This window comes from Pseudomonas canadensis, assembly GCF_030980095.1.
Taxonomy (GTDB): Bacteria; Pseudomonadota; Gammaproteobacteria; order Pseudomonadales; family Pseudomonadaceae; genus Aquipseudomonas; species Aquipseudomonas canadensis.
Window position 1 is genome coordinate 1,250,688 of record NZ_CP133298.1, and the last position, 26,843, is coordinate 1,277,530.

At 58.6% G+C, this 26,843-nt stretch carries 30 protein-coding genes; 24 read left to right on the forward strand and 6 right to left on the reverse strand.

What is annotated here, in order from left to right; translation table 11 throughout:
• Positions 1-4 precede the first annotated feature (4 nt).
• Together RB216_RS05660 and RB216_RS05665 are read left to right on the forward strand one after the other, a co-directional pair.
• Positions 5-1,222, forward strand: a complete 1,218-nt coding sequence (locus tag RB216_RS05660) for an argininosuccinate synthase (RefSeq protein ID WP_010212738.1) — start codon at positions 5-7, stop codon at positions 1,220-1,222.
• A gap of 624 nt (positions 1,223-1,846) precedes the next feature.
• A complete protein-coding gene (locus tag RB216_RS05665; RefSeq protein WP_028619065.1) occupies positions 1,847-2,479 on the forward strand; it encodes a response regulator transcription factor in 633 nt (210 codons plus the stop codon).
• Positions 2,480-2,563: 84 nt separating this feature from the next.
• Here the strand turns inward: RB216_RS05665 and RB216_RS05670 are convergent, their stop codons facing one another.
• The 4 genes from RB216_RS05670 to metG form a co-directional block, all read right to left on the reverse strand.
• Positions 2,564-2,746 carry a PA3496 family putative envelope integrity protein gene (locus tag RB216_RS05670; RefSeq protein WP_028619066.1) on the reverse strand — a complete coding sequence of 61 codons (183 nt, stop codon included), beginning with the start codon at positions 2,744-2,746 and terminating at the stop codon, positions 2,564-2,566.
• Between the two features lie 107 nt (positions 2,747-2,853).
• Positions 2,854-3,492: an endonuclease III gene (gene nth, locus RB216_RS05675; RefSeq protein ID WP_308908404.1), complete on the reverse strand. Its 639-nt coding sequence runs from the start codon at positions 3,490-3,492 to the stop codon at positions 2,854-2,856.
• 58 nt (positions 3,493-3,550) lie between these two features.
• Complete coding sequence (gene rsxB / locus RB216_RS05680; protein ID WP_236318728.1) at positions 3,551-4,507, reverse strand: electron transport complex subunit RsxB; 957 nt, start codon at positions 4,505-4,507, stop codon at positions 3,551-3,553.
• 213 nt (positions 4,508-4,720) lie between these two features.
• Complete coding sequence (gene metG, locus RB216_RS05685) at positions 4,721-6,772, reverse strand: methionine--tRNA ligase (RefSeq protein WP_028619069.1); 2,052 nt, start codon at positions 6,770-6,772, stop codon at positions 4,721-4,723.
• Between the two features lie 171 nt (positions 6,773-6,943).
• Here metG and apbC point away from each other — a divergent pair, with 171 nt between their 5' ends.
• The gene (gene apbC / locus RB216_RS05690; protein WP_028619070.1) at positions 6,944-8,038 is read left to right on the forward strand and encodes an iron-sulfur cluster carrier protein ApbC; all 1,095 of its coding nucleotides are present in this window, start codon (positions 6,944-6,946) and stop codon (positions 8,036-8,038) included.
• A 492-nt stretch (positions 8,039-8,530) separates the two neighbouring features.
• Here the strand turns inward: apbC and fdxA are convergent, their stop codons facing one another.
• Positions 8,531-8,854, reverse strand: coding sequence for a ferredoxin FdxA (fdxA, locus tag RB216_RS05695; RefSeq protein WP_003208688.1), 324 nt, complete (start codon positions 8,852-8,854; stop codon positions 8,531-8,533).
• A gap of 142 nt (positions 8,855-8,996) precedes the next feature.
• Positions 8,997-11,588 (reverse strand): DNA mismatch repair protein MutS, encoded by a 2,592-nt coding sequence (mutS, locus tag RB216_RS05700; RefSeq protein WP_308908405.1) that lies wholly within the window; start codon positions 11,586-11,588, stop codon positions 8,997-8,999.
• A gap of 210 nt (positions 11,589-11,798) precedes the next feature.
• Between mutS and RB216_RS05705 the strand changes: the two genes are divergently transcribed.
• From RB216_RS05705 to recA, 21 genes are all read left to right on the forward strand, one after another.
• Positions 11,799-12,533, forward strand: coding sequence for a LexA family transcriptional regulator (locus tag RB216_RS05705; RefSeq protein WP_016977944.1), 735 nt, complete (start codon positions 11,799-11,801; stop codon positions 12,531-12,533).
• Positions 12,534-13,129: 596 nt separating this feature from the next.
• Entirely contained in the window at positions 13,130-13,474 is a 345-nt protein-coding gene (locus tag RB216_RS05710) for a phage holin family protein (protein WP_122686282.1), read from the forward strand.
• A 21-nt stretch (positions 13,475-13,495) separates the two neighbouring features.
• Complete coding sequence (locus RB216_RS05715) at positions 13,496-14,005, forward strand: hypothetical protein (protein ID WP_308908406.1); 510 nt, start codon at positions 13,496-13,498, stop codon at positions 14,003-14,005.
• 9 nt (positions 14,006-14,014) lie between these two features.
• Positions 14,015-14,626 carry a phage baseplate assembly protein V gene (locus RB216_RS05720; RefSeq protein WP_028619074.1) on the forward strand — a complete coding sequence of 204 codons (612 nt, stop codon included), beginning with the start codon at positions 14,015-14,017 and terminating at the stop codon, positions 14,624-14,626.
• 9 nt (positions 14,627-14,635) lie between these two features.
• A complete protein-coding gene (locus RB216_RS05725; RefSeq protein WP_028619075.1) occupies positions 14,636-14,968 on the forward strand; it encodes a phage baseplate protein in 333 nt (110 codons plus the stop codon).
• On the forward strand, positions 14,965-15,960 hold the full coding sequence (locus RB216_RS05730) for a baseplate J/gp47 family protein (RefSeq protein ID WP_305383800.1): 996 nt from the start codon (positions 14,965-14,967) through the stop codon (positions 15,958-15,960). Before RB216_RS05725 ends, RB216_RS05730 begins: the two co-directional genes overlap by 4 nt.
• Entirely contained in the window at positions 15,957-16,586 is a 630-nt protein-coding gene (locus RB216_RS05735) for a phage tail protein I (protein ID WP_308908407.1), read from the forward strand. The genes RB216_RS05730 and RB216_RS05735 overlap by 4 nt, the downstream gene beginning before the upstream one ends.
• A complete protein-coding gene (locus RB216_RS05740; protein ID WP_308908408.1) occupies positions 16,587-18,533 on the forward strand; it encodes a phage tail protein in 1,947 nt (648 codons plus the stop codon).
• Positions 18,534-18,548: 15 nt separating this feature from the next.
• On the forward strand, positions 18,549-18,974 hold the full coding sequence (locus RB216_RS05745) for a phage tail assembly chaperone (RefSeq protein ID WP_308908409.1): 426 nt from the start codon (positions 18,549-18,551) through the stop codon (positions 18,972-18,974).
• Between the two features lie 100 nt (positions 18,975-19,074).
• Positions 19,075-19,248, forward strand: coding sequence for a hypothetical protein (locus tag RB216_RS05750; protein WP_308908410.1), 174 nt, complete (start codon positions 19,075-19,077; stop codon positions 19,246-19,248).
• 2 nt (positions 19,249-19,250) lie between these two features.
• Positions 19,251-20,417: a phage tail sheath protein gene (locus RB216_RS05755; RefSeq protein ID WP_028619081.1), complete on the forward strand. Its 1,167-nt coding sequence runs from the start codon at positions 19,251-19,253 to the stop codon at positions 20,415-20,417.
• Positions 20,417-20,923, forward strand: a complete 507-nt coding sequence (locus RB216_RS05760; protein ID WP_028619082.1) for a phage major tail tube protein — start codon at positions 20,417-20,419, stop codon at positions 20,921-20,923. The genes RB216_RS05755 and RB216_RS05760 overlap by 1 nt, the downstream gene beginning before the upstream one ends.
• A gap of 131 nt (positions 20,924-21,054) precedes the next feature.
• Entirely contained in the window at positions 21,055-21,627 is a 573-nt protein-coding gene (locus RB216_RS05765) for a phage tail assembly protein (RefSeq protein WP_028619083.1), read from the forward strand.
• Complete coding sequence (locus tag RB216_RS05770; RefSeq protein ID WP_032864524.1) at positions 21,624-21,749, forward strand: hypothetical protein; 126 nt, start codon at positions 21,624-21,626, stop codon at positions 21,747-21,749. The genes RB216_RS05765 and RB216_RS05770 overlap by 4 nt, the downstream gene beginning before the upstream one ends.
• 5 nt (positions 21,750-21,754) lie before the next feature.
• Positions 21,755-22,909 (forward strand): glycine zipper domain-containing protein, encoded by a 1,155-nt coding sequence (locus RB216_RS05775; protein ID WP_308908411.1) that lies wholly within the window; start codon positions 21,755-21,757, stop codon positions 22,907-22,909.
• Entirely contained in the window at positions 22,909-23,292 is a 384-nt protein-coding gene (locus RB216_RS05780; protein ID WP_028619085.1) for a phage tail protein, read from the forward strand. The genes RB216_RS05775 and RB216_RS05780 overlap by 1 nt, the downstream gene beginning before the upstream one ends.
• Complete coding sequence (locus RB216_RS05785) at positions 23,285-23,497, forward strand: tail protein X (protein ID WP_028619086.1); 213 nt, start codon at positions 23,285-23,287, stop codon at positions 23,495-23,497. The genes RB216_RS05780 and RB216_RS05785 overlap by 8 nt, the downstream gene beginning before the upstream one ends.
• Positions 23,498-23,506: 9 nt before the next feature.
• Complete coding sequence (locus RB216_RS05790) at positions 23,507-24,514, forward strand: contractile injection system protein, VgrG/Pvc8 family (protein WP_028619087.1); 1,008 nt, start codon at positions 23,507-23,509, stop codon at positions 24,512-24,514.
• A 6-nt stretch (positions 24,515-24,520) separates the two neighbouring features.
• The gene (locus RB216_RS05795) at positions 24,521-25,078 is read left to right on the forward strand and encodes a glycoside hydrolase family 19 protein (protein ID WP_308908412.1); all 558 of its coding nucleotides are present in this window, start codon (positions 24,521-24,523) and stop codon (positions 25,076-25,078) included.
• 119 nt (positions 25,079-25,197) lie between these two features.
• The gene (locus tag RB216_RS05800) at positions 25,198-25,698 is read left to right on the forward strand and encodes a CinA family protein (protein ID WP_028619089.1); all 501 of its coding nucleotides are present in this window, start codon (positions 25,198-25,200) and stop codon (positions 25,696-25,698) included.
• 84 nt (positions 25,699-25,782) lie between these two features.
• Entirely contained in the window at positions 25,783-26,841 is a 1,059-nt protein-coding gene (gene recA, locus RB216_RS05805; RefSeq protein ID WP_003189042.1) for a recombinase RecA, read from the forward strand.
• The last annotated feature ends 2 nt before the right edge of the window (positions 26,842-26,843 follow it).

Sequence of the window (26,843 nt, forward strand, 5' to 3'; positions counted from 1 at the left end):
TGGCATGGCCGACGTAAACAAGGTCGTTCTCGCGTATTCCGGCGGCCTGGACACTTCGGTGATCCTCAAGTGGCTGCAGGATACTTATAACTGTGAAGTGGTGACCTTCACCGCTGACCTGGGTCAGGGCGAAGAGGTCGAACCTGCACGTGCCAAGGCGCAAGCCATGGGCGTGAAAGAGATCTACATTGACGACCTGCGCGAAGAGTTCGTCCGCGATTTCGTTTTCCCGATGTTTCGCGCCAACACCGTCTACGAAGGCGAGTACCTGCTGGGTACCTCCATCGCACGTCCGCTGATCGCCAAACGCCTGATCGAAATCGCCAACGAAACCGGCGCCGACGCCATTTCCCATGGCGCTACCGGCAAGGGCAACGACCAGGTGCGTTTCGAACTGGGTGCCTACGCGCTCAAGCCTGGCGTGAAAGTGATTGCCCCTTGGCGTGAATGGGACCTGCTGTCCCGTGAAAAGCTGATGGATTACGCTGAGAAGCACGCAATCCCGATCGAGCGCCACGGCAAGAAGAAGTCTCCGTACTCGATGGACGCCAACCTGCTGCACATCTCCTATGAAGGCGGCGTGCTGGAAGACACCTGGACCGAGCACGAAGAAGACATGTGGAAGTGGACCGTCTCCCCGGAGAACGCTCCCGACAAGCCGCAATACCTGGAACTGACCTACCGCAACGGCGACATCGTCGCGCTGGACGGCGTCGAAATGACTCCGGCCACCGTACTGGCGACCTTGAACCGTATCGGTGGCGAACACGGTATCGGCCGTCTCGACATCGTCGAGAACCGTTACGTGGGCATGAAGTCCCGCGGCTGCTACGAAACCCCAGGCGGCACCATCATGCTGCGCGCCCACCGCGCCATCGAGTCCATCACCCTGGACCGTGAAGTGGCTCACCTCAAAGACGAGCTGATGCCCAAGTACGCCAGCCTGATCTACACCGGCTACTGGTGGAGCCCTGAGCGTCTGATGCTGCAACAGATGATCGACGCTTCCCAGGTTCACGTGAACGGCGTTGTGCGCCTGAAGCTGTACAAGGGCAACGTGATCGTTACCGGTCGCAAGTCCGATGAATCGCTGTTCGACGCCAACATCGCCACCTTTGAAGAGGACGGCGGCGCTTACAACCAGGCGGACGCGGCAGGCTTTATCAAGTTGAACGCATTGCGCATGCGCATTGCGGCCAACAAAGGTCGCTCGCTGTTCTAAGTCTCAACGTGTTGTGAAGAATGGCCCCTTGCTAAAGGGGCCATTTTTTTTGCCTGTGATTCTGTGAAGACTTTTATGTTTATAACGATTTAAACAGCCGTAGATGTTTTTCCTCAAAACCTTTATCAAAAATGGGGTTTGAATGAATTGTTGTTCAAATGTTGTAGGGGGAATGAATTTTTTACATCTATGTAGGAACTGGTCTTACAGATAATTCACTCATACAAGTGCGGAGAAGAGACAAAACACTGAATGGTCTGTAGGAATTAAGGATGTAAGTGAATATGTTAAATGGAACTAAAGCAGACGCCTCATTCTGGCTGTTTCCCCCTGCGGCGGGCGAGAGACAAGGGGCATTTCCTGAGAGTCATGTGCGGCACGTTTACCCAGCCCCCTATAAGCCACGGATATTTCACTCAAAGTATGTAGGCCCCCGGAAAGTTCTGAAAGGATCCATAAAACCTGATCCCTCCGAGAGGGCGTTTTTTTGTAGGGCAATTCCTTTATCGCTGTGGGGTGGGTCTCTGCTTGCTGTTGCTTGGGGGGTAACGCTATGCCAACTAGGAAACGACTAGGCTATTGTGCTTGCTCTAAATAATTCGAACAGCGAAATTGGACTTTCTCATGAATAAAGTGCTGATCGTGGATGATCATCCCGTCATTCGTCTTGCTGTGCGTATGCTAATGGAACGTCATGGTTATGAGGTCGTTGCCGAGACCGATAACGGTGTCGATGCGTTGCAACTTGCGCGGGAGCATATGCCGGACATAGTGATACTGGACATCGGTATTCCAAAACTTGACGGCCTGGAAGTTATTTGCCGGTTGTCTTCCACCAAGCAGGCTGTGCCATTCAAGGTGCTGGTCCTCACATCTCAGGCCCCTGGTCACTTTTCCATGCGTTGCATGCAGGCGGGAGCGGCAGGCTACGTTTGCAAGCAACAGGACCTGACCGAGTTGCTGAGTGCTATCAAGGCGGTCCTGTCGGGCTACAGCTATTTCCCGAACCAGGCGCTCAACTCGGTACGCTCCACCATGGGCAATGCCAGCGAGGCCGATATGGTCGAGCGTCTCTCCGGGCGAGAAATGATGGTATTGCAGCAACTGGCGCGGGGCAGGACCAACAAGGAGATTGCCGACGGCATGTTTCTCAGCAACAAGACCGTCAGTACCTACAAGACGCGTTTGCTGCTCAAGCTCAATGCGCGTTCGCTGGTGGACCTGATCGAGCTGGCCCAGCGTAACGGCTTGGTATAGAGGAGGGCATAGCACAGCGTATTGCCCGGGGCACCGGCAGAAAAAAGCCTCCGCGAAGGAGGCTTCCGGCTGTCGATCGCTCGATCAGAGGTCGAAGTCGTAATCGGCCAGCTGTTTTTGCAAGCGTCGTTCTTCCAGAAGATTATCGATAGTGCGGCGTTTGCTTAAATTGGTCTTGGCCACCTCTGCCACAGGCGCCTCTGCCCCATCGTCGTCCGACTCAACGAGGTCGTCTTCCACTTCCAGTTGCTCTTTGCCAGTGCTCATAAGGTTCACTCCGGGCTAAGACTGCCGTTGGCGCTCCTTATAACGATAATCCATGATCCGGTAAAAAAGATTTTTTCAATCGATTGATCGAGAAAATCAATGATCTGTCAATCGTCGGACGTCTTGTCCTTGTATTCGCACAGGTCTTCGATGCGACAGCTGCCGCAGCGCGGCTTGCGGGCCTGACAAACGTAGCGGCCATGAAGGATCAGCCAGTGATGGGAATCCAGCAGGTAGGGCTTGGGCACAAACTTCATCAGCTGCTTTTCCACCTCTACCACGTTCTTGCCACGGGCGATGCCGGTTCGATTGCTGACCCGGAAGATATGGGTGTCCACCGCCATGGTCAGTTGCCGGAACGCGGTGTTGAGCACCACGTTGGCGGTTTTTCGCCCGACGCCTGGCAGGGCTTCCAAAGCTTCGCGGGTTTGCGGCACTCCACTGCCGTGCAGTTCCACCAGCAGGCGGCAAGTCTCGATGACGTTCTTGGCCTTGCTGTTGTACAGGCCAATGGTCTTGATGTATTCCGACAGCCCATCCACACCCAATGCATGGATTGCTTCGGGAGTATTCGCCACAGGGTACAGCTTGGCTGTGGCCTTGTTCACGCCGACGTCCGTGGATTGCGCCGACAGGATCACCGCAATCAGCAACTCGAACGGCGTGGTGTAGGCCAGTTCGGTCTTGGGTTCTGGATTGTCTTCGTGGAGCCTGCGGAAAATTTCCAGGCGTTTTGCGGCGTTCATGGGGTGGGGTTTCCCTGGCAGTCGATCGGCGGGATTGTAGCAATACAGGTTTTGCGGGTCAGGTGTTGCCGTGGGCATCCACTTGGCGCTGCGCCTCGTCTAAGTTGTGTTGCGCCTCGGCCAGTTGTTGCGGGCTGGCGTTTAAGTCATGGGCTTTCTTCAATTCCACGCGGCGCATTGCCAGCTGGATTTTCGCGCGCTTCAGGTCGGCAGTATTCGAAGTCGTACCTACTGCCTTCGGCGCGGTGCCCAGTTCCAGCGCGGTCAGCGCTTGCTCTGCCGCTTCGAACTGCTGCTGCAGGACGATCAACTGCGACTGTTGATCAAAGGTTGGTGGGTGGCCGAAGGCCTTCAAGGATTTATGCAGTTGTGCGCGACTCATGGCGACCGTGATTTTGGCTTTCTTGATCGCTGCGTCCTGTGCTGTACCGACCGGCACAGGTAAATCCGGTACTGAGCGTTTGGCCCGAGCCAGGCGTTCAGCGAGCTTCTGCGCTTCTTCCCGTTGCAGTCGTGCATTGCGTTGTTCATAACGGCGTCTTGCCCGGTCGCGCTTGAGAGCTCGTCCTTGCCGTTGTTGATCGTTGGTGGCCAGGCCACCCACAATCGGTAATACGGTGGCGATCGGACGCATTTCAATGCAGTCAACGGGGCAGGGCGCGACGCAGAGGTCGCAACCGGTGCACTCATCGACGATGACCGTGTGCATCAGCTTGGCTGCGCCGACAATGGCATCCACCGGGCAGGCCTGGATGCACTTGGTGCAACCAATGCACTCGGCCTCGCGGATATAGGCGATCTGGGGCGGAGCTTCCCCTCGGCTGATATCCAGTTCCAGCACCGGCACGCGCAACAATTGCGCAAGACCCGCAATGGTTTCCTGTCCCCCGGGCGGGCACTTGTTGATCGCTTCGCCTTGAGCAATACCCTCAGCGTAAGGTTTGCAGCCTGGATGCCCGCATTTGCCGCATTGGGTCTGCGGCAGCAGCGCGTCGATACGTTGAATGAGGTTCATGGGATGATCATGGACATGCCGGTTAAGCAAACTGGGCTGGGCTGGGGTGGTTGCGCTTTCTTGTGGTGAGCGGGCTTGCCCCGCGCTGGGGCACGAAGCGGCCCCATCATTGCCACCACGGTTTTTACAGATAGAACCGGGTGCCTGGTCTTAGGGCCGCTTCGCAGCCCCGCGCGGGGCAAGCCCGCTCACCACAAACACAAACTTTGCAGGCTACTTGATCCGTTGGCCCGGCTTCGCACCACTGTCAGGACTGAGCAGGTAGATCTCTTCCCCACCCGGGCCGGCCGCCATCACCATGCCCTCGGACATGCCGAACTTCATTTTCCGAGGCTTGAGGTTGGCGATCATCATGGTCAGGCGACCATCCAGCTTGGATGGGTCCGGATAAGCGCTCTTGATGCCGGAGAACACGTTGCGTTGCTCGCCACCGAGGTCCAGGGTTAGGCGCAGTAGCTTGTCGGCACCCTCCACGGCTTCGGCCTTGACGATCAGCGCGACACGCAGGTCTACGGCAGCGAAAGCATCAAAGTCGATTTCCGCAGAAATCGGATCTTTGGCCAACTCACCATTGCCCGCGGGCGCAGCCGAACCGGTATCGGTCTGGCTGGCGACCAAGTCTTCTTTCGAAGCGTCGGTCATCGCCTGGACTTTGACCGGGTCGATACGGGTCATCAGCGGCTTGAACTCGTTCAACTGATGGTTGCTGAGCAGCGTGGTGTGATCGTTCCAGGTCAGCGGCGCCACGTTGAGGAACGCCTCGGCGTCGGCGGCCAACAACGGCAGCACCGGCTTGAGGAATATCACCAGTTGGCGGAACAGATTGACACCCGTGGCGCAGATCGCCTGCACTTCCGCCTGCTTGCCTTCCTGTTTGTTCAGCGACCACGGTGCCTTGTCGGCGATCCAGGCGTTGGCACGGTCGGCCAGGCCCATGATCTCGCGCATGGCGCGGGCAAAGTCGCGGGCTTCATAGGCATCGGCGATGCTTGGCGCAGCGGCCAGGAAGGCGTCGGTCAGTTCCGGAGCGGCGTTCTCGGCCACCAGCAGGCCAGCGTTGCCCTTGTGGATAAACCCGGCACAACGGCTGGCAATGTTGACAACCTTGCCGACCAGGTCCGAGTTGACCTTCTGTACGAAGTCTTCCAGGTTCAGGTCCAGGTCATCGACGCCACGTCCCAGTTTGGAGGCGTAGTAGTAGCGCAGGTATTCCGGCGACAGGTGGTCCAGGTAGGTGCGCGCCTTGATAAAGGTGCCACGGGACTTGGACATCTTCTGGCCGTTGACCGTCAGGTAGCCGTGCACCGCGATGGCGGTCGGCTTGCGATAGCCCGAACCTTCAAGCATTGCCGGCCAGAACAGCGCGTGGAAGTTGACGATGTCCTTGCCGATGAAGTGGTACAGCTCAGCAGTGGAATCCTTGTTCCAGAACGCGTCGAAGTCCAGCCCCGGCGTGCGGTCGCACAGGTTCTTGAAGCTGGCCATGTAGCCGATCGGCGCGTCCAGCCACACGTAGAAGTACTTGCCCGGCTCGCCCGGGATTTCGAAGCCGAAGTACGGCGCATCGCGGGAGATGTCCCACTGCTGCAGGCCGCTGTCGAGCCATTCGGAGAGTTTGTTGGCCACGGCGTCCTGCAAGGTGCCGCTTCGGGTCCAGGTTTGCAGCATCTGCTGGAAATCCGGGAGCTTGAAGAAGAAATGCTGGGAGTCCTTGAGCACCGGGGTGGCGCCAGAGATTGCCGACTTAGGGTTCTTCAGCTCGGTGGGCGCGTAGGTCGCACCGCATTTCTCGCAGTTGTCGCCGTATTGGTCTTCAGTGCCGCATTTCGGGCAGGTGCCCTTGATGAAGCGGTCGGCCAGGAACATTTTCTTTTCCGGGTCGAAATACTGGGTCACCGAACGCTGGTCGATATGCCCGGCTTCTTTCAAGCGCAGGTAGATCTGGCTCGACAGCTCGCGGTTTTCTTCGGAGTGGGTCGAGTGGAAGTTGTCGAAATCCACCAGGAACTCGGCAAAGTCGGCGCTGTGTTCAGCCTGCACGTTGGCGATCAGTTGTTCCGGGGTGATCCCTTCCTTTTCGGCGCGCAACATGATGGCCGAACCGTGGGCGTCGTCCGCGCAGACATAAATGCATTGGTTGCCACGATGCTTCTGAAAGCGCACCCACATATCGGTCTGGATGTACTCAAGCATATGGCCAAGATGGATGGAACCATTGGCATAGGGCAGGGCGCTGGTGACGAGGATCTTGCGTGGCTCGGACATGGGGCTCGGCTACTTGATGAAACGGAGGTCGGCCACTATAAAGCGCCGGGAAATATATTTCACCCCGTGGCGCTGTTTCAGAATCTTCCGAACCTGCGAAAGCATGCCGTAACGCCGCTGGAACGGTTAGGATAGCCGCCTGTTTCAGTCAGTCTTTTTCGGGAGTAGCCCATGAGCGCCGTCAATCGCGCAGCGGTGGAAGCCGTGCTTCGCCAGTACACCGACCCTTATTTGAACCAGGACCCGGTCAGTGCCGGCTGTGTGCGTGCCATCGACGTCCAGGGCGACCAAGTGTCGGTCCAGTTGGAGCTGGGTTATGCCGCCGGTCTGTTCAAGAGCGGTTGGGCGCAGATGCTGCAGATGGCCATCGAGGGCTTGGACGGCGTGCGTTCGGCCAAGGTCGACATCCAGTGTGTGATCGCCGCGCACAAGGCCCAGGCGCAAATCCCTGGGCTGGCCAACGTCAAGAACGTGGTGGCTGTGGCCTCCGGCAAGGGCGGCGTGGGCAAATCCACCACGGCGGCCAACCTGGCCCTGGCCCTGGCCCGCGAAGGCGCACGCGTGGGCATCCTTGATGCGGATATCTACGGCCCGAGCCAAGGCGTGATGTTTGGCATCGCCGAGGGCACACGGCCTAAGGTCAAGGATCAGAAGTGGTTCGTGCCGATCGAGTCCCTGGGCGTGGAAGTGATGTCGATGGCCTTCCTTACCGATGACAACACGCCGATGGTCTGGCGCGGGCCGATGGTCTCCGGCGCCTTGCTGCAATTGGTCACCCAGACCGCCTGGGGCGACCTGGACTACCTGGTGATCGACATGCCCCCAGGCACCGGTGATATCCAGCTGACCCTGGCGCAGAAAGTCCCGGTGGCTGGCTCGGTGATCGTCACCACGCCCCAGGACCTGGCATTGCTCGACGCGAGAAAAGGCGTGGAAATGTTCCGCAAGGTCAATATCCCGGTGCTGGGCGTGGTGGAGAACATGGCCGTGCACATCTGTTCCAACTGCGGCCACGCCGAGCATCTGTTCGGCGAAGGCGGTGGCGAGAAGCTGGCCACCCAGTACGGGGTGGAACTGCTGGCTTCGTTGCCACTGTCGATGGTGATTCGTGAACAGGCGGACGGTGGCAAGCCGACTGTTGCGGCGGACCCTGATGGCCAGATAGCCATGGTGTATCAGGAGCTGGCCCGCCATGTGGGCGCGCGTATCGTGCTGCAGGAAGCCGCTGCGCCGGCGATGCCGACCATCACCGTCAGCGACGACTGAGGGCATTGAAGGGAAAAAGCCTCGACGGTGTCGGGGCTTTTTCATGGCTGGACGGTGGTCAAGGCGGGTTTATTTCTCATTTACGCAATTGGTCGTGTAAGCATTTGCTTACTTTTTCGTAAGCGTTTGGTTTTTTTGCCTGCCAAGTACGTCCCAGATCGTCGAGAGTTTTTTCTATCCTCTTGAAAAATAACAATTAATTATTCTCTGCTGAGCATGAAAGCCTGTCCGTCGCAGCAATGGATCCCGTTGAACTTCCTTTGGAACTCTCTAACATCAGCCCTGTGTCCACGGATTGACACAGCCATCAAGGAACGATGGTTTAGGGAACGTCGCAGGATGCGATTCATCAGGATGATGAAAAGGAATACAGGGACTAGGGAAAAAATGTGGGCGGGTCATACCGCCCCTTTTTTTTGCCTGTAGGAAAGTGAAACCTGCTTTCCAGAAACGCAAAAAGGCCCGCAAGGGGCCTTTTGGGAGGCGACGCTATCAGCGCTCGAGGTCTGCAATCTTACCTTTTTTGCCATCCCACTCCGCTGCATCCGGCATCGGGTCTTTGCGTTCAGTGATATTCGGCCAGATTTCCGCCAACTCGACGTTCAACTGAATGAATTCCTGCATCTCTGCCGGGACTTCGTCCTCGGAGAAAATAGCGACGGCCGGGCATTCAGGTTCACACAGGGCGCAATCAATGCACTCGTCCGGGTGGATGACCAGGAAGTTCGGGCCTTCGTAGAAGCAGTCCACCGGACATACTTCCACGCAGTCGGTGTACTTGCACTTGATGCAGTTGTCGGTAACGACGAAGGTCATTTCTAATTCTCTCCTCAGGCGGCGGCGGCGAAACCCTTTGTGGCAGGGCTCGCGAGGTTCGGGAGCGATAGTCTGCAGGCCAGGCTAATAGCCTGCAGCATCCCAAACCGCGCGAGAGTCTACCAGCTTGCTGGCCTTAGCGTTATATCCGAGTCTTCAGTGCATATAACATTTCGAGCGCTTTTCGCGGCGTCAAGTCATCCAGGTCAAGCTTTGCCAACTCATCCAGCACCGGGTGGGGCAGGCTAGCGAACATGTCGCTCTGATGTGGCGCAGCCGGTTTGCTGGAGGCTTTGGCAGGGCTGGCGACCACGGTTTCATGGGGCAGCGCCGTGGTTTCCAGGCGGCTGAGGTGTTCGCGGGCGCGGGTGATTACGTCATTCGGCACGCCCGCCAGTTGGGCCACGGCCAGGCCGTAACTCTGGCTGGCTGGCCCCGGCAGCACGTGGTGCAGGAACACGATGCGCTCGTTGTGCTCAGTAGCGTTCAGGTGCACGTTGGCCACCAGTGGTTCGCTTTCCGGCAGCACGGTCAGCTCGAAATAGTGCGTGGCAAACAGCGTGTAGGCACGCAGATGCGCCAGGCGTTCGGCTGCCGCCCAGGCCAGGGACAGGCCGTCGAAGGTGCTGGTGCCGCGGCCCACTTCGTCCATCAGCACCAGGCTGCGTTCGGTGGCGTTATGCAGGATGTTGGCGGTTTCGCTCATCTCCACCATAAAGGTCGAACGGCCACCGGCCAGGTCGTCGCTGGAGCCGATGCGGGTGAAAATGCGGTCCACCAGGGAAAGCTCGCAACTGGCCGCCGGCACAAAGCTGCCGATATGCGCCAACAGCACGATCAATGCCGTCTGGCGCATGTAGGTGGATTTACCGCCCATGTTCGGACCGGTGATCACCAGCATGCGGGTATCGTCGTCCAGCGACAGGTCGTTGGCGACGAACGGCGTGGTCAGCACCTGCTCTACGACCGGGTGGCGACCTTGCACGATGCGCATGCATGGCTCGCTGACAAAGCGCGGGCAGTTCAGATCAAGGTTCAGCGCGCGCTCGGCCAGGTTGCTCAGCACATCCAGCTCGGCCAGGGCGGCGGCGGTATCCTGCAGCGCTGCCAACTGGCTGATCAGGTCTTCCAGCAGGTTCTCATAGAGCATCTTTTCCCGCGCCAGGGCACGGCTCTTGGCCGACAGTGCCTTGTCTTCGAACTCTTTCAGCTCTGGGGTGATAAACCGCTCGGCGCCTTTCAGTGTCTGGCGACGTTGATAGTCGATCGGCGCCGACTCGGCCTGCTTGCTCGGCAATTCGATGAAATAGCCGTGCACGCGGTTGTAGCCGACTTTCAGGTTGGCCAGGCCGGTACGGGCTTTTTCGCGGGCTTCCAGGTCAATCAGGAATTGGCCGGCGTTTTCGCTCAGGGCTTGCAGCTCGTCCAGCTCGCTGTCGTAACCGGTCTTCAGAACGCCGCCGTCACGGATGATTGCTGGCGGGTTGTCGATGATGGCTTTTTCCAGCAACGCCGCCAGTTCCGGGTAAGTACCGGCAGTGACCGCGAGCTGTTGCAGGTGCGGCGTGTCCAGTTCGGTCATCGCCGCTTGCAATTGTGGCAAGGCACCGAGGGCATCACGCAGGCGCGCCAAGTCACGCGGACGCGCGTTACGCAGGCCGATCCGTGCCAGGATGCGCTCGATATCGCCGATTTCCTTCAGCTGTGGCTGCAGCTTTTCAAAGCGATAGCCGTCCAGCAGGCACGTAATAGAAGTCTGACGCGCCTGCAGCACACTCAAGTCGCGTAGCGGACGATTCAACCAACGCGTCAGCAAGCGGCTGCCCATGGCGGTCTGGCAACGGTCGACCACTGATTGCAGAGTGTTGTCACGCCCGCCGGCCAGGTTGGTGTCCAGCTCCAGGTTGCGACGGCTCGCACCATCGAGTACCACGGTGTCGTCCAGACGCTCATGACGCAGGCTGCGCAAATGCGGCAGGGCGGTGCGCTGGGTTTCCTTGGCATAGCCCAGCAAGCAACCGGCGGCGCCGATGGCCAGGGTCAGGTTTTCGCAACCGAAGCCTTTAAGGTCTTGTACTGAGAACTGCTGGCAGAGACTTTTCAGCGCCGAGTCACGCTCGAAATCCCACGGCGCACGGCGCTTGGCCCCACGGCGTTTTTCCGCCGGCAGATCCTTCGGCCAATCGTCCGGGATCAACAGCTCAACCGGGTTGATGCGCTCCAGCTCTGCCAGCAAGTTCTCCCAGCCCTTGATCTCCAGCACGCTGAAGTTGCCGCTGGTGATATCCAGCACCGACAGGCCAAACAGACGCTCATCACCCAACACCGCCGCAATCAGGTTATCGCGACGCTCATCCAGCAGCGCCTCATCACTCACCGTCCCCGGCGTAATAATGCGCACCACCTGACGTTCCACCGGCCCCTTGCTGGTGGCCGGGTCGCCGATCTGCTCACAGATCACCACCGACTCGCCCAGCTTCACCAGCTTGACCAAGTAACCTTCCAACGAATGGTAAGGAATCCCACACATCGGAATCGACTGCCCCGCCGACTGCCCACGCGCCGTCAGGGTGATATCCAGCAGCTTGGCGGCCTTCTTCGCGTCTTCGTAGAAGATCTCGTAGAAGTCGCCCATGCGGTAGAACATCAACTGATCAGGGTGCTGGTTCTTGAGGCGCCAGTACTGCTGCATCATTGGGGTGTGGGAGGACAGGTCTGAAGTGGTTTTACTCATTGGGTAGTAGGCAAATTCGTTGAAAGGAGTGGAGCAAAGGTGGGGCATTCCGCCCTGCGATTTTGCGATGGGCGCAAGGTTAACACGCGAGGTCTGCGGTTCGCAGTCCACATCACCACACTTAAAAGGGCCCAAGAAATGCATCGTTTATGCATAAATAATGCAAATTAGCATTTGCCAACCCCGAAATCTCCCGTCACTATCTGCGTTATGCAAAAACGCAACGTTTCTATCGTCTTACGCGAACTGCTGGACCGCGACCGGATCTCCCCCACGGAGCTTCACCGGCGTACCGGCGTGCCTCAATCCACGCTGTCCCGGATCCTCAGCGGCAAGATCGTTGATCCGTCGGACAAGCACATTTCCCGCATCGCCGAGTACTTCCGCGTGAGCACCGACCAACTGCGCGGGCGCGTGGCGGTGGGCGTTTCGCGGGAGGACGGGCGCGACCCGATGCATTCGGAACTCAAGGATATAAGCCTGTGGGACGATGACACCCCCGTTAATGATGACGAGGTGTCGATCCCCTTTCTGCGTGAGGTTGAATTGGCTGCTGGATCAGGAAGATTCGTCATCGAGGAAAGCGAGAAAGCCAGCCTGCGGTTCGGTAAGCGCAGCCTGCGGCATAACGGTGTGCAGTTCGACCAGGCCAAGTGCGTGACGGTACGCGGCAACAGCATGTTGCCGGTGCTGCGCGACGGCGCGACGGTCGGGGTGAATGCGGGCAAGAGTGGCATTGGTGACATCGTCGATGGTGACTTGTATGCCATCAACCACAACGGCCAGCTGCGGGTGAAACAGCTCTACCGCCTGCCTTCCGGGATTCGCCTGCGCAGTTTCAATCGCGATGAGCACCCGGATGAGGACTACAGCTTCCAGGATATCCAGGATGAGCAAATCAGTATCCTGGGTCATGTGTTCTGGTGGGGTATGTACGCCCGTTAACCTTCTTCTGTAAGACAAAGCCCGCCAACGAGCGGGCTTTTTTTCGCCTGGAAAAAACCACCAAACCCGCTGTCCACAAGGACGCAAATGCATTGGTGCATTTGCATGCTGAAAATAAATGCATTTGTGCATTGACTGTATATGCATACATGCATATTCTTCATCTCAAGCCAGACAACAAGGTCTGGTGGAGGCGGCTAGGATGCTGCCAGTCAACACAAGGAAGTCACGCAGCACCGGCAAGGACGCCATCTGAGCGATGGCAAGGACGCCAGCAACACCGGCAAGGACGCCGACGCTCTTTAGTTTCACCGCTTAACAAACAGGCAGCGATGAACCGGCCTTAACGGTTCAGAGGGTTGGCAACTGACCCGGGTGTGCAGCGTAAAGCACCAGAAGCAGTTATCCGGCAGACAGGGATCGTGGTCGGAAAAACATCGAGGAAAGATCCGTACCGCGCCAGTCGCGCCGAAAGATCGAGTTTGGACCGCATTACTGAAAAGCCTGGGCAACCGGGCTTTTTGGAATGCCTACCTACACATGGATTTACCCAAGAGCCGGCCCCGTGCCGGTAGTGCTCAGCCAGGAGGCGTGACATGACAAACGAGCAGCAAGCGTTAGCGGAAATGCCTATCTGGCTGGTAATCGTACTGGCGCTGATCGGCGGTGTATCCGGCGAAATGTGGCGCGCCGATAAGGAGGGCGCCCGTGGTTGGTCGCTGATCCGGCGCCTGGCCCTGCGGTCCGGGGCGTGCATGGTCTGCGGGGTATCGGCATTGATGCTGTGCTACGCCGCCGGCATGTCGATCTGGACCGCTGGCGCCATTGGTTGCCTGACCGCCATGGCCGGTGCGGACGTGGCCATCGGCCTTTATGAACGCTGGGCGGCCAAGCGCATCGGGGTCAACCAGGCCCCTACCTCTCGCCCGGATCAGCAGTAATCGCTGCAAGGATGCAAGCAGATGACACTTCTCGAAAAACCTTCCCAGCTACCTGCGGCGATTGGGGACGCGCTAAAGAGCGCTTTCCCACAGCTGCACGTAGGCAATCACCAAGACTTTCCCGGAACAGGTGATAAAGCCGGCATTTTGATCAGCGTGGAGCGCAACGGTCCGGGCGTGCGCTCCCTTGCAGGGCGCAAGGCGCATGCCTTGTCGGTTTCACTCAAGGCCATGGTTGCCATCGGGTCGGCACCTTTTGATGCCTGCGACTTGGCCAGCCAATTGATGGACCTGACCCTGGATAACCGCTGGGGCCTCCCGCCTGATCAGTGCGACCTGCCTGCCGCCATTGTCGCAGCCCCTTCCGCGCCCACCAGTGCAGAAACGGACTACGACACCTGGACGGTTTCCTTCACCCAAAACCTCTACCTCGGACCATTACTGCTCGAAGATCCTACAGGCACGCCTTTATTTGCGCGCACCTGGGAAGTCTCCGACATCAACGATCCGGATCAATATCGCCCCTTGTAGGAGTAATCCATGTTCGATGCATTGCTACGTATGCAACTGGGGCCGATTGTCGAGCGCCTGGCAGAAATGGAGGCTCAGTTGGAGGACCTGTATCGGCGCGCCGAAAGCTTCTGTCGGATTGGTGTATGCCAGGAAGTCGACGCCGCGAGTAACACCTGCAAGGTCAGTCACGGCGACTTGCTCAGCCCGGCGATCCGGTTTTTCAACCCGAGCGCTGGGGCACAAACGGAAACACGCATTCCCTCTGTCGGCGAACACTGTCTGCTGCTCAATTATGGCGGCGGGGAAGGGGGGACACAGTCCGTAGCCTTATTCGGCCTCAACAGTAGTCTCTTTCCGCCTGTTTCTAGTGTTGCATCGCTGACACGGCGTCGCCATCAGGACGGCACCCAAAGCGACTACGACGACGCCAGTCACACCTTCAACTGGGTCAACGGTCCCACCACGTTCAGCGGCTCCCGCGAGCAGGTCGACCTCAAAGTCGGTGCCGCCAGCCTGACCCTGAACGCCAAGAGCATCACCCTGCAACTCGGCGCCACCGGCGTGTTGCTGGATGCCGCCGGCGTGCATTTGAGCGGCCCGGTGGTGGATCACCAGGGCCGCGTGATCAGCAGCGCATAAGGATTTGCCATGATCGGAATCGATAGGAACACCGGGGCAGCCGTCGATGACTGGCTGCAATTCGTGCAGCGCGCCACCCGAGCGCTGACCACCCCCGTCGGCACTCGGCAGAAACGCCCGTTGTACGGTTCGTTGATCCCACAACTGCTCGGCCAGAACCTGGGCGATGACCTGTTGATCCTCGCCCAAAGCCATGCCGCCCAGGCGTTTTACAACACGCAAAACGGCATCGCCGACTTCCAACCCCAGGTCATCGTCGCCACCCGGCAGGGCGCCGGGTTGTTGCTGCGTTTTGCCGGCACCTGGAAAAACCGCCAACAAACCTTCGAGGTCGTGACATGAGCATGTTGATCCCAGGCCAGAACCAACTGGCGGAACCGGCCATCATCACGGTCGATGAGTTTGAGCCTCTGCTGGCTGAGTTCAAGGCCTTCGTCGTCGATTACGTCGCCACCCGCGCGCCGCAAAGCGCCGCCAAACTCAAGGTCAGCCTCGACAATGAGAGCGAACTGCTGACCCTGGCCCTGGAAGCGTTTTGCGTGCGTCTGCAAACCCATGAGCGCAAGTACAACGCCCGCATCAAGCAGATGCTGGCGTGGTGGGCCGCCGGCAGCAACCTGGACGCACGCCTGGCCGACATGGGTCTGGAGCGTCAAGTGCTCGATCCCGGCGACCCGGCGGCGTTCCCCCCCGTGCCGCCGATTCTAGAAAGCGACGACGACGCGCGTCTGCGTTATTACCTGGCCCCCCACGCCCCGGCAGCGGGTTCGCGCATGCAGTATCGCCGTGAGGTGTTCACCCTCGGCGAGCGGCCATCGGTCAATGTGCAAAGCGCCACCCCCGGTGTGGTGACCGTCAGCTACACCTTTGACCCGGACGGCTACGCAGCCCAGGTCAAGGACGGCAACGGCCGGCGTACCGCCCCAGGCGAGGTGATGGTGACCGTGCTTTCCAGGGAGGGCGATGGCACGGCCTCCGCCGATTTGCTTGACGGCGTGCGGCGACATTTCGCACGGCCGGATGTACGACCGGAGACTGATCTGGTCAGCGTCCAAAGCGCGCAGATTCAGCGCTACAAGATTCGCGTGGTAGCCAAGATCAACTCGGGTCCAGATTCAGGACTGACCCAAGTCGCAGCGCAAAAACTGCTGCAAACCTACGCCGACTCCTGCCATCGCCTGGAAGGCCGTGTCGACCCCAGCTGGATCGACTACGCCATCCACAGCGCCGGCGCCGCGCAACTGCAGATCCTCGAACCGCTGGAGCCGATCATCAGCACGGCCTTCCAGGCTCCGTATTGCGCGGGTGTCGAGGTGGAGGTGCGTACGTTATGAGTGAGCCTAAAGCGAGCTTGTTGCCGGCTAACAGCTCACCGCTGGAAAAAGCGTTGGACCAAGGTTTCAGCCAGCTACTTGAGCGAGTAGCGCCGCCATTTCCCGAGCTGATGGACCCAATGCAAACCCCCGCGGAGTTTTTACCTTATCTCGCGGCTGACCGAGGGGTAATCGAATGGAGCGCCACCGCTGCCGAGGCTGAAAAACGCGCAACGGTAAAACTCGCTTGGCCCACCGCTCGACAGGCCGGTACCCGTAAGGCGCTCGAGAACGCAACAAAAGGCCTGCGACTGATTCCCGAGGTGCGCGTCTGGCACCAACAAAGCCCACGGGGCAAACCCTATAGCTTTTCCATCAGGGCCTATTCCGAGCTGCCCTACAGCGAAGAAATTGACGCTCGGCTGGACAGGCGTCTGGCGGAAGCCAAGAGCGAGCGTGATGTTTTTACTATCACATTGGGGCTAAGCGCATTCGGAAACCACTCCGTCAGCGCCGCGACCGTCTGCGGTGAGCTGACCACTATCTATCCGATGGTTATCGACGGGCTTGAAGCCTCCGGCATGACCTTCATGGCTGCGGGCCTCTACACCATTGAAACTGCCACTATTTATCCACAGGGGTCCTAAATGGCCGACTTTTATACACTGCTGACCAATGCAGGGATTGCTTATGAAACTGCCTGCAAGGTTGCTGGCGTACCTATCAAACTCGCGCAGATTTCGGTTGGTGACGGCAATGGTGCTATCTACAACCCCGACGCGACTGCAAAAGCGCTGAAGCGTGAGGTGTGGCGCGGGCCATTGAATGCGCTTTTTCAAGATGAGAAGAATCCGAGTTGGCTGTTGGCCGAGGTGACTATCCCGCCAGAGGTCGGTGGCTGGTATGTGCGGGAGGCCGGACTTTGGACCGATACCGGGGTTCTTTATGCAATCGTCAAGTATCCGGAGTCCTTCAAGCCGGTTTTGGCGACGTCGGGTTCGGGTAAAGAGTTTTATATTCGGTCGATTTTCGAGACCAGTAATGCGTCGCTGGTTACGTTGTTGATTGATGACACTGTGGTCAAGGCTACGCGGGCTTGGGTGGCGGGTTATGTGGCTGATGAGTTGGCTAAGCGGGATACGAAACAGTCTGCGCGTGTGGCCACCACGACTAGTATCACCCTGAGCGCAGCGCAAACTATTGATGGCGTGGCTGTAGTGGCGGGTGATCGGGTGCTCGTCAAAAACCAGACTGTTGCGAAAGATAACGGGCTATATGTTGTGATGAACACCGCATGGGTTCGTGCTAAAGACGCAGATTCCAGTGCCAAGGTGACGTCGGCGATGACGGTGTCGGTAGAGCAGGGGGCGACACTTGCCGATACGATTTGGCAGTTGGTTACGGACGGGGCAATCGCCCTAGGCACCACGCCTTTGGCGTTTCAGAATATAACGCAAGGCTTTGCGCCGCTCAATTCGCCAGCATTTCAGGGGTTGGCAACGGCGCCATCGGCGCCGCGATTCGATAAGTCTTCCTTGCTGGCAACGACTGAGTGGACGCAGCGGCTGGGTAAGCAGTACTCGGGAAGTACCTCGATAGGTAATAGCGGTTCGATTCCTGCCTCCGCGGTCGGTCAAATGACTGTTTTGTTTGGTGACATAGTCAGCACTATCAATTTACCCACCTCGTCAGACCTGCCGAATGGGTCGACTGTCACAATAATTTGTTACAACACTGCTTCGGCAGCGGTAACTCGGACTGGGGTTGATCTTATATACGGTGCAGATCCAGGGCAGTCTGTTAGTGTGAAAAGTGTACGCATGATTTATGGCGATATTCTTGAGCTGACGCTGCTGGATAACGTTGCTGGTGCGGGGGCATGGTATGTCAGTGGTGGAAATATGTTTGCCAGTGTCGTAGTTCCGCAGTTTGATGTCAGCCAGCGACTGGCGTCCACTCAGTTTGTGCAGCGGGCTTTGGGTAACTACAATGATGTCTCGGTACTTTCAGTCAGTACAAGTTTGACTGCGCAGTATTTCGGGCGAGTATTGCTGCTGAATTCAGGCACCGAATTTACAGTGACGTTGCCACCCTCCAGCGCCGGGCCGGTAGGAAGTGTGATTTCCGTAAGAAACGTAGGCTCGGTAAACGCAAAGTTAGTTCCTACTGGCGCTGATACTATTTCAGTCATAGCCACAAGGCCTCAAACCAGTCTCGTCATCCCTCCTGGCTCGTCGGTCGATTTGGTATTGCAGGGAACTAATTATTTTCTGTCGGGTGCAGCGGCATTGAAGTTAGCTGCCGAGTTTGCTTCGTCGATAGACTACAACGGTTATCAGAAGCTTCCCAACGGGCTGATTATTCAGTGGGGAAATACCGTCTCCAATGGGACGGGATTTGGAAACTGGTCGGCAACCTTACCAATAACTTTCCCGACAGCGTGTCTCAGCGGATCTATTATGGGAAACGGAGGGGCGACGGTTTTCTCTCTTACGTCGATGAGTACAAACGTATTGAGCGCTACTGCGATGCTCTCTACGACGGGTGTTGCTACCTCTAAGTTGGGTGGCTTTTTTGTCGTGATTGGCTACTGAGATAAGGAGTTGTCAATGTTTTCCTCAAAATCTGCGAGGGGGTTTTATGACCCTGAAATACACACGTTTATACCGAGTGATGCACTAGAAATCTCGACTGAAAGATACAGTGAGTTATTGCTCGGCCAGTCTGAAGGTAAAGTCATTGCTTGGAACAATGATGGTTTTCCAACGTTGGCTGAACCGCCTCTGCCCAGTGACGAAGAGTTGATTACTGCTGAGCGAGTTTGGCGCGATGCTCATTTGTCTCCGACGGATGGGATTGTTGCAAGGCATCGAGATGAGATTGAGAGTGGCGGTCCAACGACCCTCACGCCTGTTCAGTATTCCGAGTTACAAGCATATCGCCGCGTATTACGTAATTGGCCGCAACAAACCGAATTTCCGTTGGCGAACCACCGTCCGACGATTCCTTCCTGGCTAGAAGCTCAATCTCAGTAAACGCTCCTGCACCATGGGGTGTTTTCCTTTCCCGCACCACAACCCACCTAAAGCAAACGAAAGCCGCATTGCGGCCTTTTTTATGCCCGGAGATTCACCTATGGCAAACCGCCAAACCTACACCGTCCTAATCCCATTCCCCACCGGCAATGGCCATTGGTCCACCGTCGGCGAGGAACTAAACCTGCTGGACGTCGAAGCATCCGCCCTGCGCACCGCCGGCCGCCTGGAACTGACCAGCGTCCTCAACTCCACCCCAAAGAAGGCTGACTAACCATGGCTGAGGTTTTGAACTTCGAGCACAACGGCATCACCGTGAATGCCACCGAATCGCCCGAGGCCATGGGTGGCCTGGGCGACAACGTGATCGGCCTGGTCGGCACTGCGCCGAACGCCCATGTGTCGATCCCGAAGAATGCGCCGTTTCGCATCAACAGTTTCACCACCCAGGCGCTGCTGGACCCGACCGGCACTGAGTCGGGCACGTTGTTCCATGCCGTGTACCAGATCCTCAAAGTGGTGAAGGTGCCGGTCTATGTGGTGATCGTGGAGGAGGGTGCCACCCCGGCGGACACGCTCAATAACGTGATCGGCGGCGACGAGCCGGTGACCGGTCGCAAGCTGGGCCTGGCCGCACTGGCCAGCGTACCGGAAGACCTGACCATCATTGGCGCCCCCGGCTTCACCGGCACCAAGGCCGTGGCCGGTGAGTTCGCCTCGTTCGGCAAACGCATCAAAGCCCGCGTGGTGTTGGATGGCAAAGACGTAAGCGTCGCCGACCAAGTGACCTACAGCGGTGAACTGGGCGGTGCCGACCTCGGCTTCGACCGTTGCCTGCTGGTGCACAACATGCCGTCGGTGTACTCCAAGGCGGCGAAGAAAAACGTATTCCTCGCGCCGTCGTCCCTGGCCATCGCGGCACTGGCCAAGGTCAAGCAATGGGAGAGTCCAGGCAACCAGGTGACGTTCGCCGAGGACGTTTCCCGCGTCGTCGAGTACAACATCCTCGACACCTCCACCGAAGGCGACCTGCTCAACCGCTACGGCGTGAGCTACTACGCCCGCACCATTCTCGGCGGCTTCTCGCTGCTGGGTAACCGTTCCATCACCGGCAAGTTCATCAGCTACGTCGGCCTCGAAGACGCGATCAGCCGCAAGCTGGTCAAGGCCGGCCAGAAAGCCATGGCCAAGAACCTCACCAAGTCCTTCATGGACCAGGAGGTCAAGCGCATCAACGACTGGCTGCAAACCCTGGTCGCCGACGAAACCATCCCCGGCGGCAGCGTGTACCTGCACCCGGAATTGAACAGTGTCGAGAAGTACAAGAACGGCACTTGGTTCATCGTCATCGACTACGGACGCTACGCGCCGAACGAACACATGATTTATCAACTCAATGCCCGCGATGAAATCATCGAGCAGTTCCTGGAGGACGTTCTCTAATGTTTACCAACCGAGTCAGACAGGCCATTGCGGCCACCCTTCAAGGTTTGCCGTTGTCCGCGACGGTTGAGGAGTTCACCCCGCCAAAGATCGAATTCGACATGGAACCCATGACAGGCGGGCGTTTCATTGCCGAGGAAATGGCCAAGAGCGGCAAGGTACTCGGCGCCAAGTTGATCCTGCAAGGTGCGGGCCCGGAAATCATGCTGGCGTTGGGCGTGCGCCTGGGTGACGACATTCTGCTCAACGTGCGCGAGGCTGGTCAGGACCAGGACGGCAAGACCTACTTCACCTACCACACCGTGGGCGGCAAGCTCAAATCCCTGGAAGAAGCGAAGCTGAAAATGGGCGATAAACCCACCACCACCCTGGAACTCTCCTGCCGCACCTACAACCGCCTGGAAAACGGCATTCCGGTGATCGACATCGACGTGCGCACCCAGAAATTCGTGCTCAACGGCGTCGACATCCTCGGCGACGCCCGCCGCGCCGTGCTGATGCCTTAAAGCCCACACGCGCCCTGTAGGAGCTGGCTTGCCAGCGATCGCATCACCTCGGTTCACCCGACAAACCCAGTCGCCTGCATCGCCGGCAGCCGGCTCCTACACGTCTCCCTTTCATTTCAAGGAATTGCCCCATGGCCTGGATGCCACCGCTGCACCGCCTGCTCTCGCCGATCACCGCCGATACCGGCGCGACGATTGAGCAGGTTCAACTCAAGCCGCTGTACTACGCCGCGCAAAAAGATGCGCTGGCCCGGGCCGGTGAGGACGAGGACGACCAGTTCTTCGAACTGGCGAAACTCGCCACCGGTCTGTCGGAAAAAGAGCTCGACCAACTCAAGCGCCCGGACTACGTGACCATCGCCCAATACGTACATGAGATGTCGACACGTCCTGCGTCGTTCTTCCTCGATAAACAAGCGGAATCGACTCACGAACAGCCCATCCAACTGCTGCAGCCTCTCGACGCTGCCGGCCGTATCTTCGCCGAGTTGTCCCTGGAAATGCCCGCCCTGCGCGCCACCAAGGTGATGAAAAAGCTCGCCACCAACAAAGAGCGCGCCGAGTTCATCACCGCTCATTGCAGCGGCTTGATGATCCCCGATCTTGCCCATCTCACCGTACCTGACTGGACCGAACTGCAGGAGCGCATCGACGATTTTTTAAATCAACCGGCGGACTTCTTTCGCAACGCGACATCGACGTGATCCTCGATGTGGTGCCGCTGGTTTACTCGGTCAGTGAGGCGGAGATCCTGGATTGGGATGCCGCAAAAGCATTGCGCCGCTACGACATCGCGATCACTCGCCTTGGCGTTAAACAGGAGTAAGCGGGATGCAAGAGACTAAATATGGGATCCGGCTTGCCCAGGAGGATTTCCGCTGGATGATCGGCGACGCGGACCTTGGCAATGTGCTGGCACCGTTTTCCGCAAGCGCCGGGGCACCCGTAAGCCTGGAGGCGGCCTCGCAGCCGCAGTGGGCGTTGAACGCTACGTTGGCCACACTCAGTGTGGATATCAACGCCTTGACCCAGGAACAAGTACGACTGCGCGAGACGTTGGAGACGCTCAACACTACGTTGTTCATCACCAGCGACGCTCTGGTGCCCAAGGCAGCTGATGTTGCCGCGAGCGCGCCGAAGGATGAACACAAGGAGCCTGCTGATGGTGCGGTGATGAGCACGATCAAGGCGGCTGGAAGCGAATTGTTGGACGCGCTGAAAAGCAAGATCGCAGAAAAAGCGATTGATTTGGTCATCGACACGGCTGCAAAGAAATACAAAGGTCGCAAAAAAATCGGCGGGCGCAGTGCTGGAATAAGCGGCCTGGTCGAACGAGGCCGGCAGTTATTGGGCGGCTCGTCAGCGGGCTTTCAGGTAGGGGCGACTTCGCAAGGCTTTCAGTCCTTTACCGCGGCGAGCACCGCAACGCCAGCGGCCACTCGGCCAGACATTCCGGCGGGTGCCTTGACCGATGCTTTCGCCAAACTCGAATCCGTCGGCATTCGGCGGCTTGCACCCTTGAGAACCGCTGAAGCCACCTTGGGCGTGATCCAGGGGGTACGCGACGGTGACGTCAAGGCCGTCGGCGCCGGCCTCAGCACGGCAGGTGGTGCCTGGGCCGGAGCCTCTGCCGGAGCAGCCATAGGCACGCTGATTTTCCCCGGTGTCGGTACGGCTGTCGGCGGCGCGATCGGTGGCTTGCTGGGCAGTGAAGCGGGTGCTTGGCTCGGTGAGAAGTTGTTCGGGCCAAGCGACCGCCTCGCCGCGCCCGCCGATGTCAGCAAGCAATTGAGCAACGCCCAGGCTGACAACCGTCAACTTACATTCGCCCCGCAAATCACCATCCATGCACCCGAGCAGGCCAGCTATCAGCAACTGGCGGCGCTAGTGGTGCAACAGATTGAAGCCCAATTCACGCCGTTGCCGATGGACAGCCTGCTGGCGACGCGACGCGATTCGGCGCTGACCGATACAGGAGTGGCGTGATGCGACAGCAGATGGCATTGGGCACGTTTATTTTTGGGCTATCTCGTGGCTTTGCCTACGACACCCTTGACCGTGCGAGCAGTGGTGGCTGGGTCAGCCTGGAGATCATTGCCGGCAAACCCAAATCCAGCCAGGTCGGCCAGGCGCTCGAAACCCTCACCTTTGGTGGTAAGGCCGCACGGGCGCAGGGCATGGCGCGGCTGGAGGAATTGCGTGCGCTGCAAACCCTTCGTGTGCCGTTGCCTCTGGTCGACGGCGTTGGCCTTAGTTGGGGGCTGTGGACCATCAAATCGGTGGACGAAAAACAGTCCAGCGTCATCGATGACGGCACGGCGATGGTGATCAATTGGGTCGTGGTGCTGGAGGAGTTCGTCAATGCGTAGGGTGAGAAGTATTGCGGGGGATTCGGTGAACCTGTTGCTCTACCGCGAGCTGGGTCGCTGTGACGATGCGGCCGAGGAAGTGCTATGGCGCTTGAACCCGCAGTTAGCCGAGCAGGGCGCAGTATTGCCGGCCGGCGTCAGCATCATTGTGCCCGAGCTAACGGTACAACCGATTGCCAAGCAGCCGGTTTCGGCCTGGGACTAAGGAGTCACCATGACACTTGGATTTACACCGGTGGTGGAAATTTACGGCGCCAATGCCGCGCTGCTCAATGAGCGGTTATTGGAATGGGAGCACACCGATTTGGCGGGGTTTGCGTCCGATCAGTTGAAGCTGACCCTCGACATCGAAGGTCTTGAAGGGTTGCCCAGCCTGGGCGGTCAGATCGGCCTGCGCGTCGGCTACCTGGAATCCGGCCTGGTGGATAAAGGGCGGTTCAAGATCACTCAGCGTACGCCATCGCTGTTTCCGCTGCGCGTGGTGCTGGTGGCAACAGCCGCACCTTTTGACGAGCCTGAGTTCAAGAAGCGACGAACCGCCAGCCACGGGCCGATCAGCCTGGGGGCGCTGTTTCGTCAATTGACCACGCGCTACGGCTTCTCGCCCCGTGTGGCGCACGATTTGGAAGATGAGCAGATCCAGCATATCGACCAGACCAATGAAAGTGACATGGCGTTTTTGACGCGGTTGGCCAAGCGATTCGACGCGGTGGCCAAACCCGTCGACGAGCTGTATGTGCTGGGCCGTAAAGGGCAGATCAAATCGCTGTCGGGCAAGGTTTTGCCGGATGTGCAGTTGTCGATCACCCGCGACAACCGTCCGGGGGATCGTGCGTTTATTTCCGCCAGCTTCACTGAATCCAGCCGAGCGACCTACTCCGGCGCGCAAGCGAGCTGGTGGGACGCAGCCGCCGGCAAACAGCACGTGATGGAAGTGGGTATCGCGCCGTTCAAGGTGATGACGCAGCGCTACCAGAGCGAGGCGGAAGCCAGGACTGCCGCTGAGGGCGAGATGCGCCGAGTGGGGCGTGAAGGGTTGCAGGTCAATGTGATTTGCCCCGGAAACCCGTTGTTCGGCGCCGAAGGGTTGCTGCTGTTGGACGAGTCTTGGCCTGGCTTTATGCAGGGGCGTTGGTCGATCAAGAGTGTGATTGCCAGTGGCAAGCGCAAAGAGAGCTACCGATGTGCAATCAAGGCCAGTGGTTTGTCCCCGGCCGAGTGAGGAACCATGTTGATAACACTGTCTCAACTGCTTCAAATCCTGCCGGGAGCCCGCCTTGGCGCGGGCGTTTTTTTGCCTGCGCTGAACACGGCCATGGCCAGGTTTGAGATCGGTCAACCCAAACGCATCGCTGCGTTTCTAGCTCAAGTCGGTCATGAGTCCGGCGAGTTGCGCTACGTGCGTGAACTGGGCAGTGATGCCTATTTGAGCAAGTACGACACCGGCGCATTGGCCGTGCGCCTGGGTAACACGCCCGAAGCGGACGGCGACGGCCAGAAGTATCGGGGCAGGGGGCTGATCCAGATTACCGGTCGCCGCAACTACCTGGCCTGTAGCCAGGCACTGTTTGGCGATGAGCGTTTGTTGCGGGAACCGACATTGCTGGAGCAGCCGCAATGGGCGGCCGAGTCGGCGGCCTGGTTCTGGCAAAGCAATGGCATGAATGAACTGGCCGACAAGGATCAGTTCACCACCATCACCCGGCGTATCAACGGCGGGCTCAATGGGCTGGAGGATCGCTTGCGGCTGTGGGCACGGGCGAAGGTGGCGTTTTGCGTTTCTTAAACGTGTGAGAACTGTACAGACGTGCCTTCGCCCGTTTGCGTCTTGAGACAGTCCGTCACTTGCGCGTGCGATTGGCTCCTGTAGGGTAGGCAAACCCCCGCCCACGTCTGGAGACGACCGTGAAGGAAATCACTCAACTGGCTGCTGAACTAGGGCGCCGTTTGCAGGTGCTCAATGCCCACGTCACCACTGCCGAGTCCTGCACCGGCGGCGGAATCGCGGAAGCCATCACGCGGATCCCGGGAAGTTCGGCCTGGTTTGAGGCGGGGTATGTCACCTATTCCAACCGCCAGAAGTCCCGGCAGTTGAATGTGCCGGAAACGTTGTTTCCAAAAGTGGGCGCCGTCAGCCAGGAAGTGGTGGAAGCGATGGTCCGCGGTGCACAGGAAAAAAGCCTGGCGCGCTTTGCCGTGGCGGTCAGTGGTGTAGCGGGACCGGATGGCGGCTCGCCGGACAAACCGGTCGGCACGGTATGGCTGGCTTTCGGCGTCGGCGATGAGGTCACGGCCGAGCTTGAGCACTTCGCCGGCAACCGCGACGAGGTCCGCCGACAAACGGTAAAGGCCGCGCTAGAGGGCTTGTTGCGACGAGCTGCAGCAGAAATAGAAAATCAGGGGTAGGCGATCTCCGATCTTTGTGGAACAATACTGTCTACTTATACAGGTGTTGGCCGCCCCGGCCTTATTGATTACGTGAGGACTTTAATGGACGACAACAAGAAGAAAGCCTTGGCTGCGGCCCTGGGTCAGATCGAACGTCAATTCGGCAAGGGTGCCGTAATGCGTATGGGCGATCACGACCGTCAGGCGATCCCGGCTATTTCCACGGGCTCTCTGGGTCTGGACATCGCGCTCGGCATTGGCGGCCTGCCAAAAGGCCGTATCGTTGAAATCTACGGTCCTGAATCTTCCGGTAAAACCACCCTGACCCTGTCGGTGATTGCCCAGGCGCAGAAAATGGGCGCCACCTGTGCGTTCGTCGACGCCGAGCACGCCCTGGACCCTGAGTACGCCGGCAAATTGGGCGTCAACGTTGACGACCTGCTGGTTTCCCAGCCGGACACCGGTGAGCAAGCCCTGGAAATCACCGACATGCTGGTGCGCTCCAACGCCATCGACGTGATCGTGGTCGACTCCGTGGCCGCCCTGGTGCCCAAGGCTGAAATCGAAGGCGAAATGGGTGACATGCACGTGGGCCTGCAAGCCCGTCTGATGTCCCAGGCGCTGCGTAAAATCACCGGTAACATCAAGAACGCCAACTGCCTGGTGATCTTCATCAACCAGATCCGTATGAAGATCGGCGTGATGTTCGGCAGCCCGGAAACCACCACCGGTGGTAACGCGCTGAAGTTCTACGCTTCGGTCCGTTTGGACATCCGCCGTACCGGCGCGGTGAAAGAAGGTGACGAGGTTGTAGGTAGTGAAACCCGCGTTAAAGTCGTGAAGAACAAAGTGGCCCCGCCTTTCCGCCAGGCCGAGTTCCAGATTCTCTACGGCAAGGGCATCTACCTGAACGGCGAGATGATCGACCTGGGTGTGCTGCACGGTTTCGTCGAGAAATCCGGTGCATGGTATGCCTACAACGGCAGCAAAATTGGCCAAGGCAAGGCCAACTCGGCCAAGTTCCTGGCAGACAACCCGGATATCGCTGCCACGCTTGAAAAGCAGATCCGCGACAAGCTGCTGACTGCCGCTCCAGACGTGAAAGCTGCCGCCAATCGCGAGCCGGTTGAAGAAGTGGAAGAAGCTGACACCGACATCTGAAG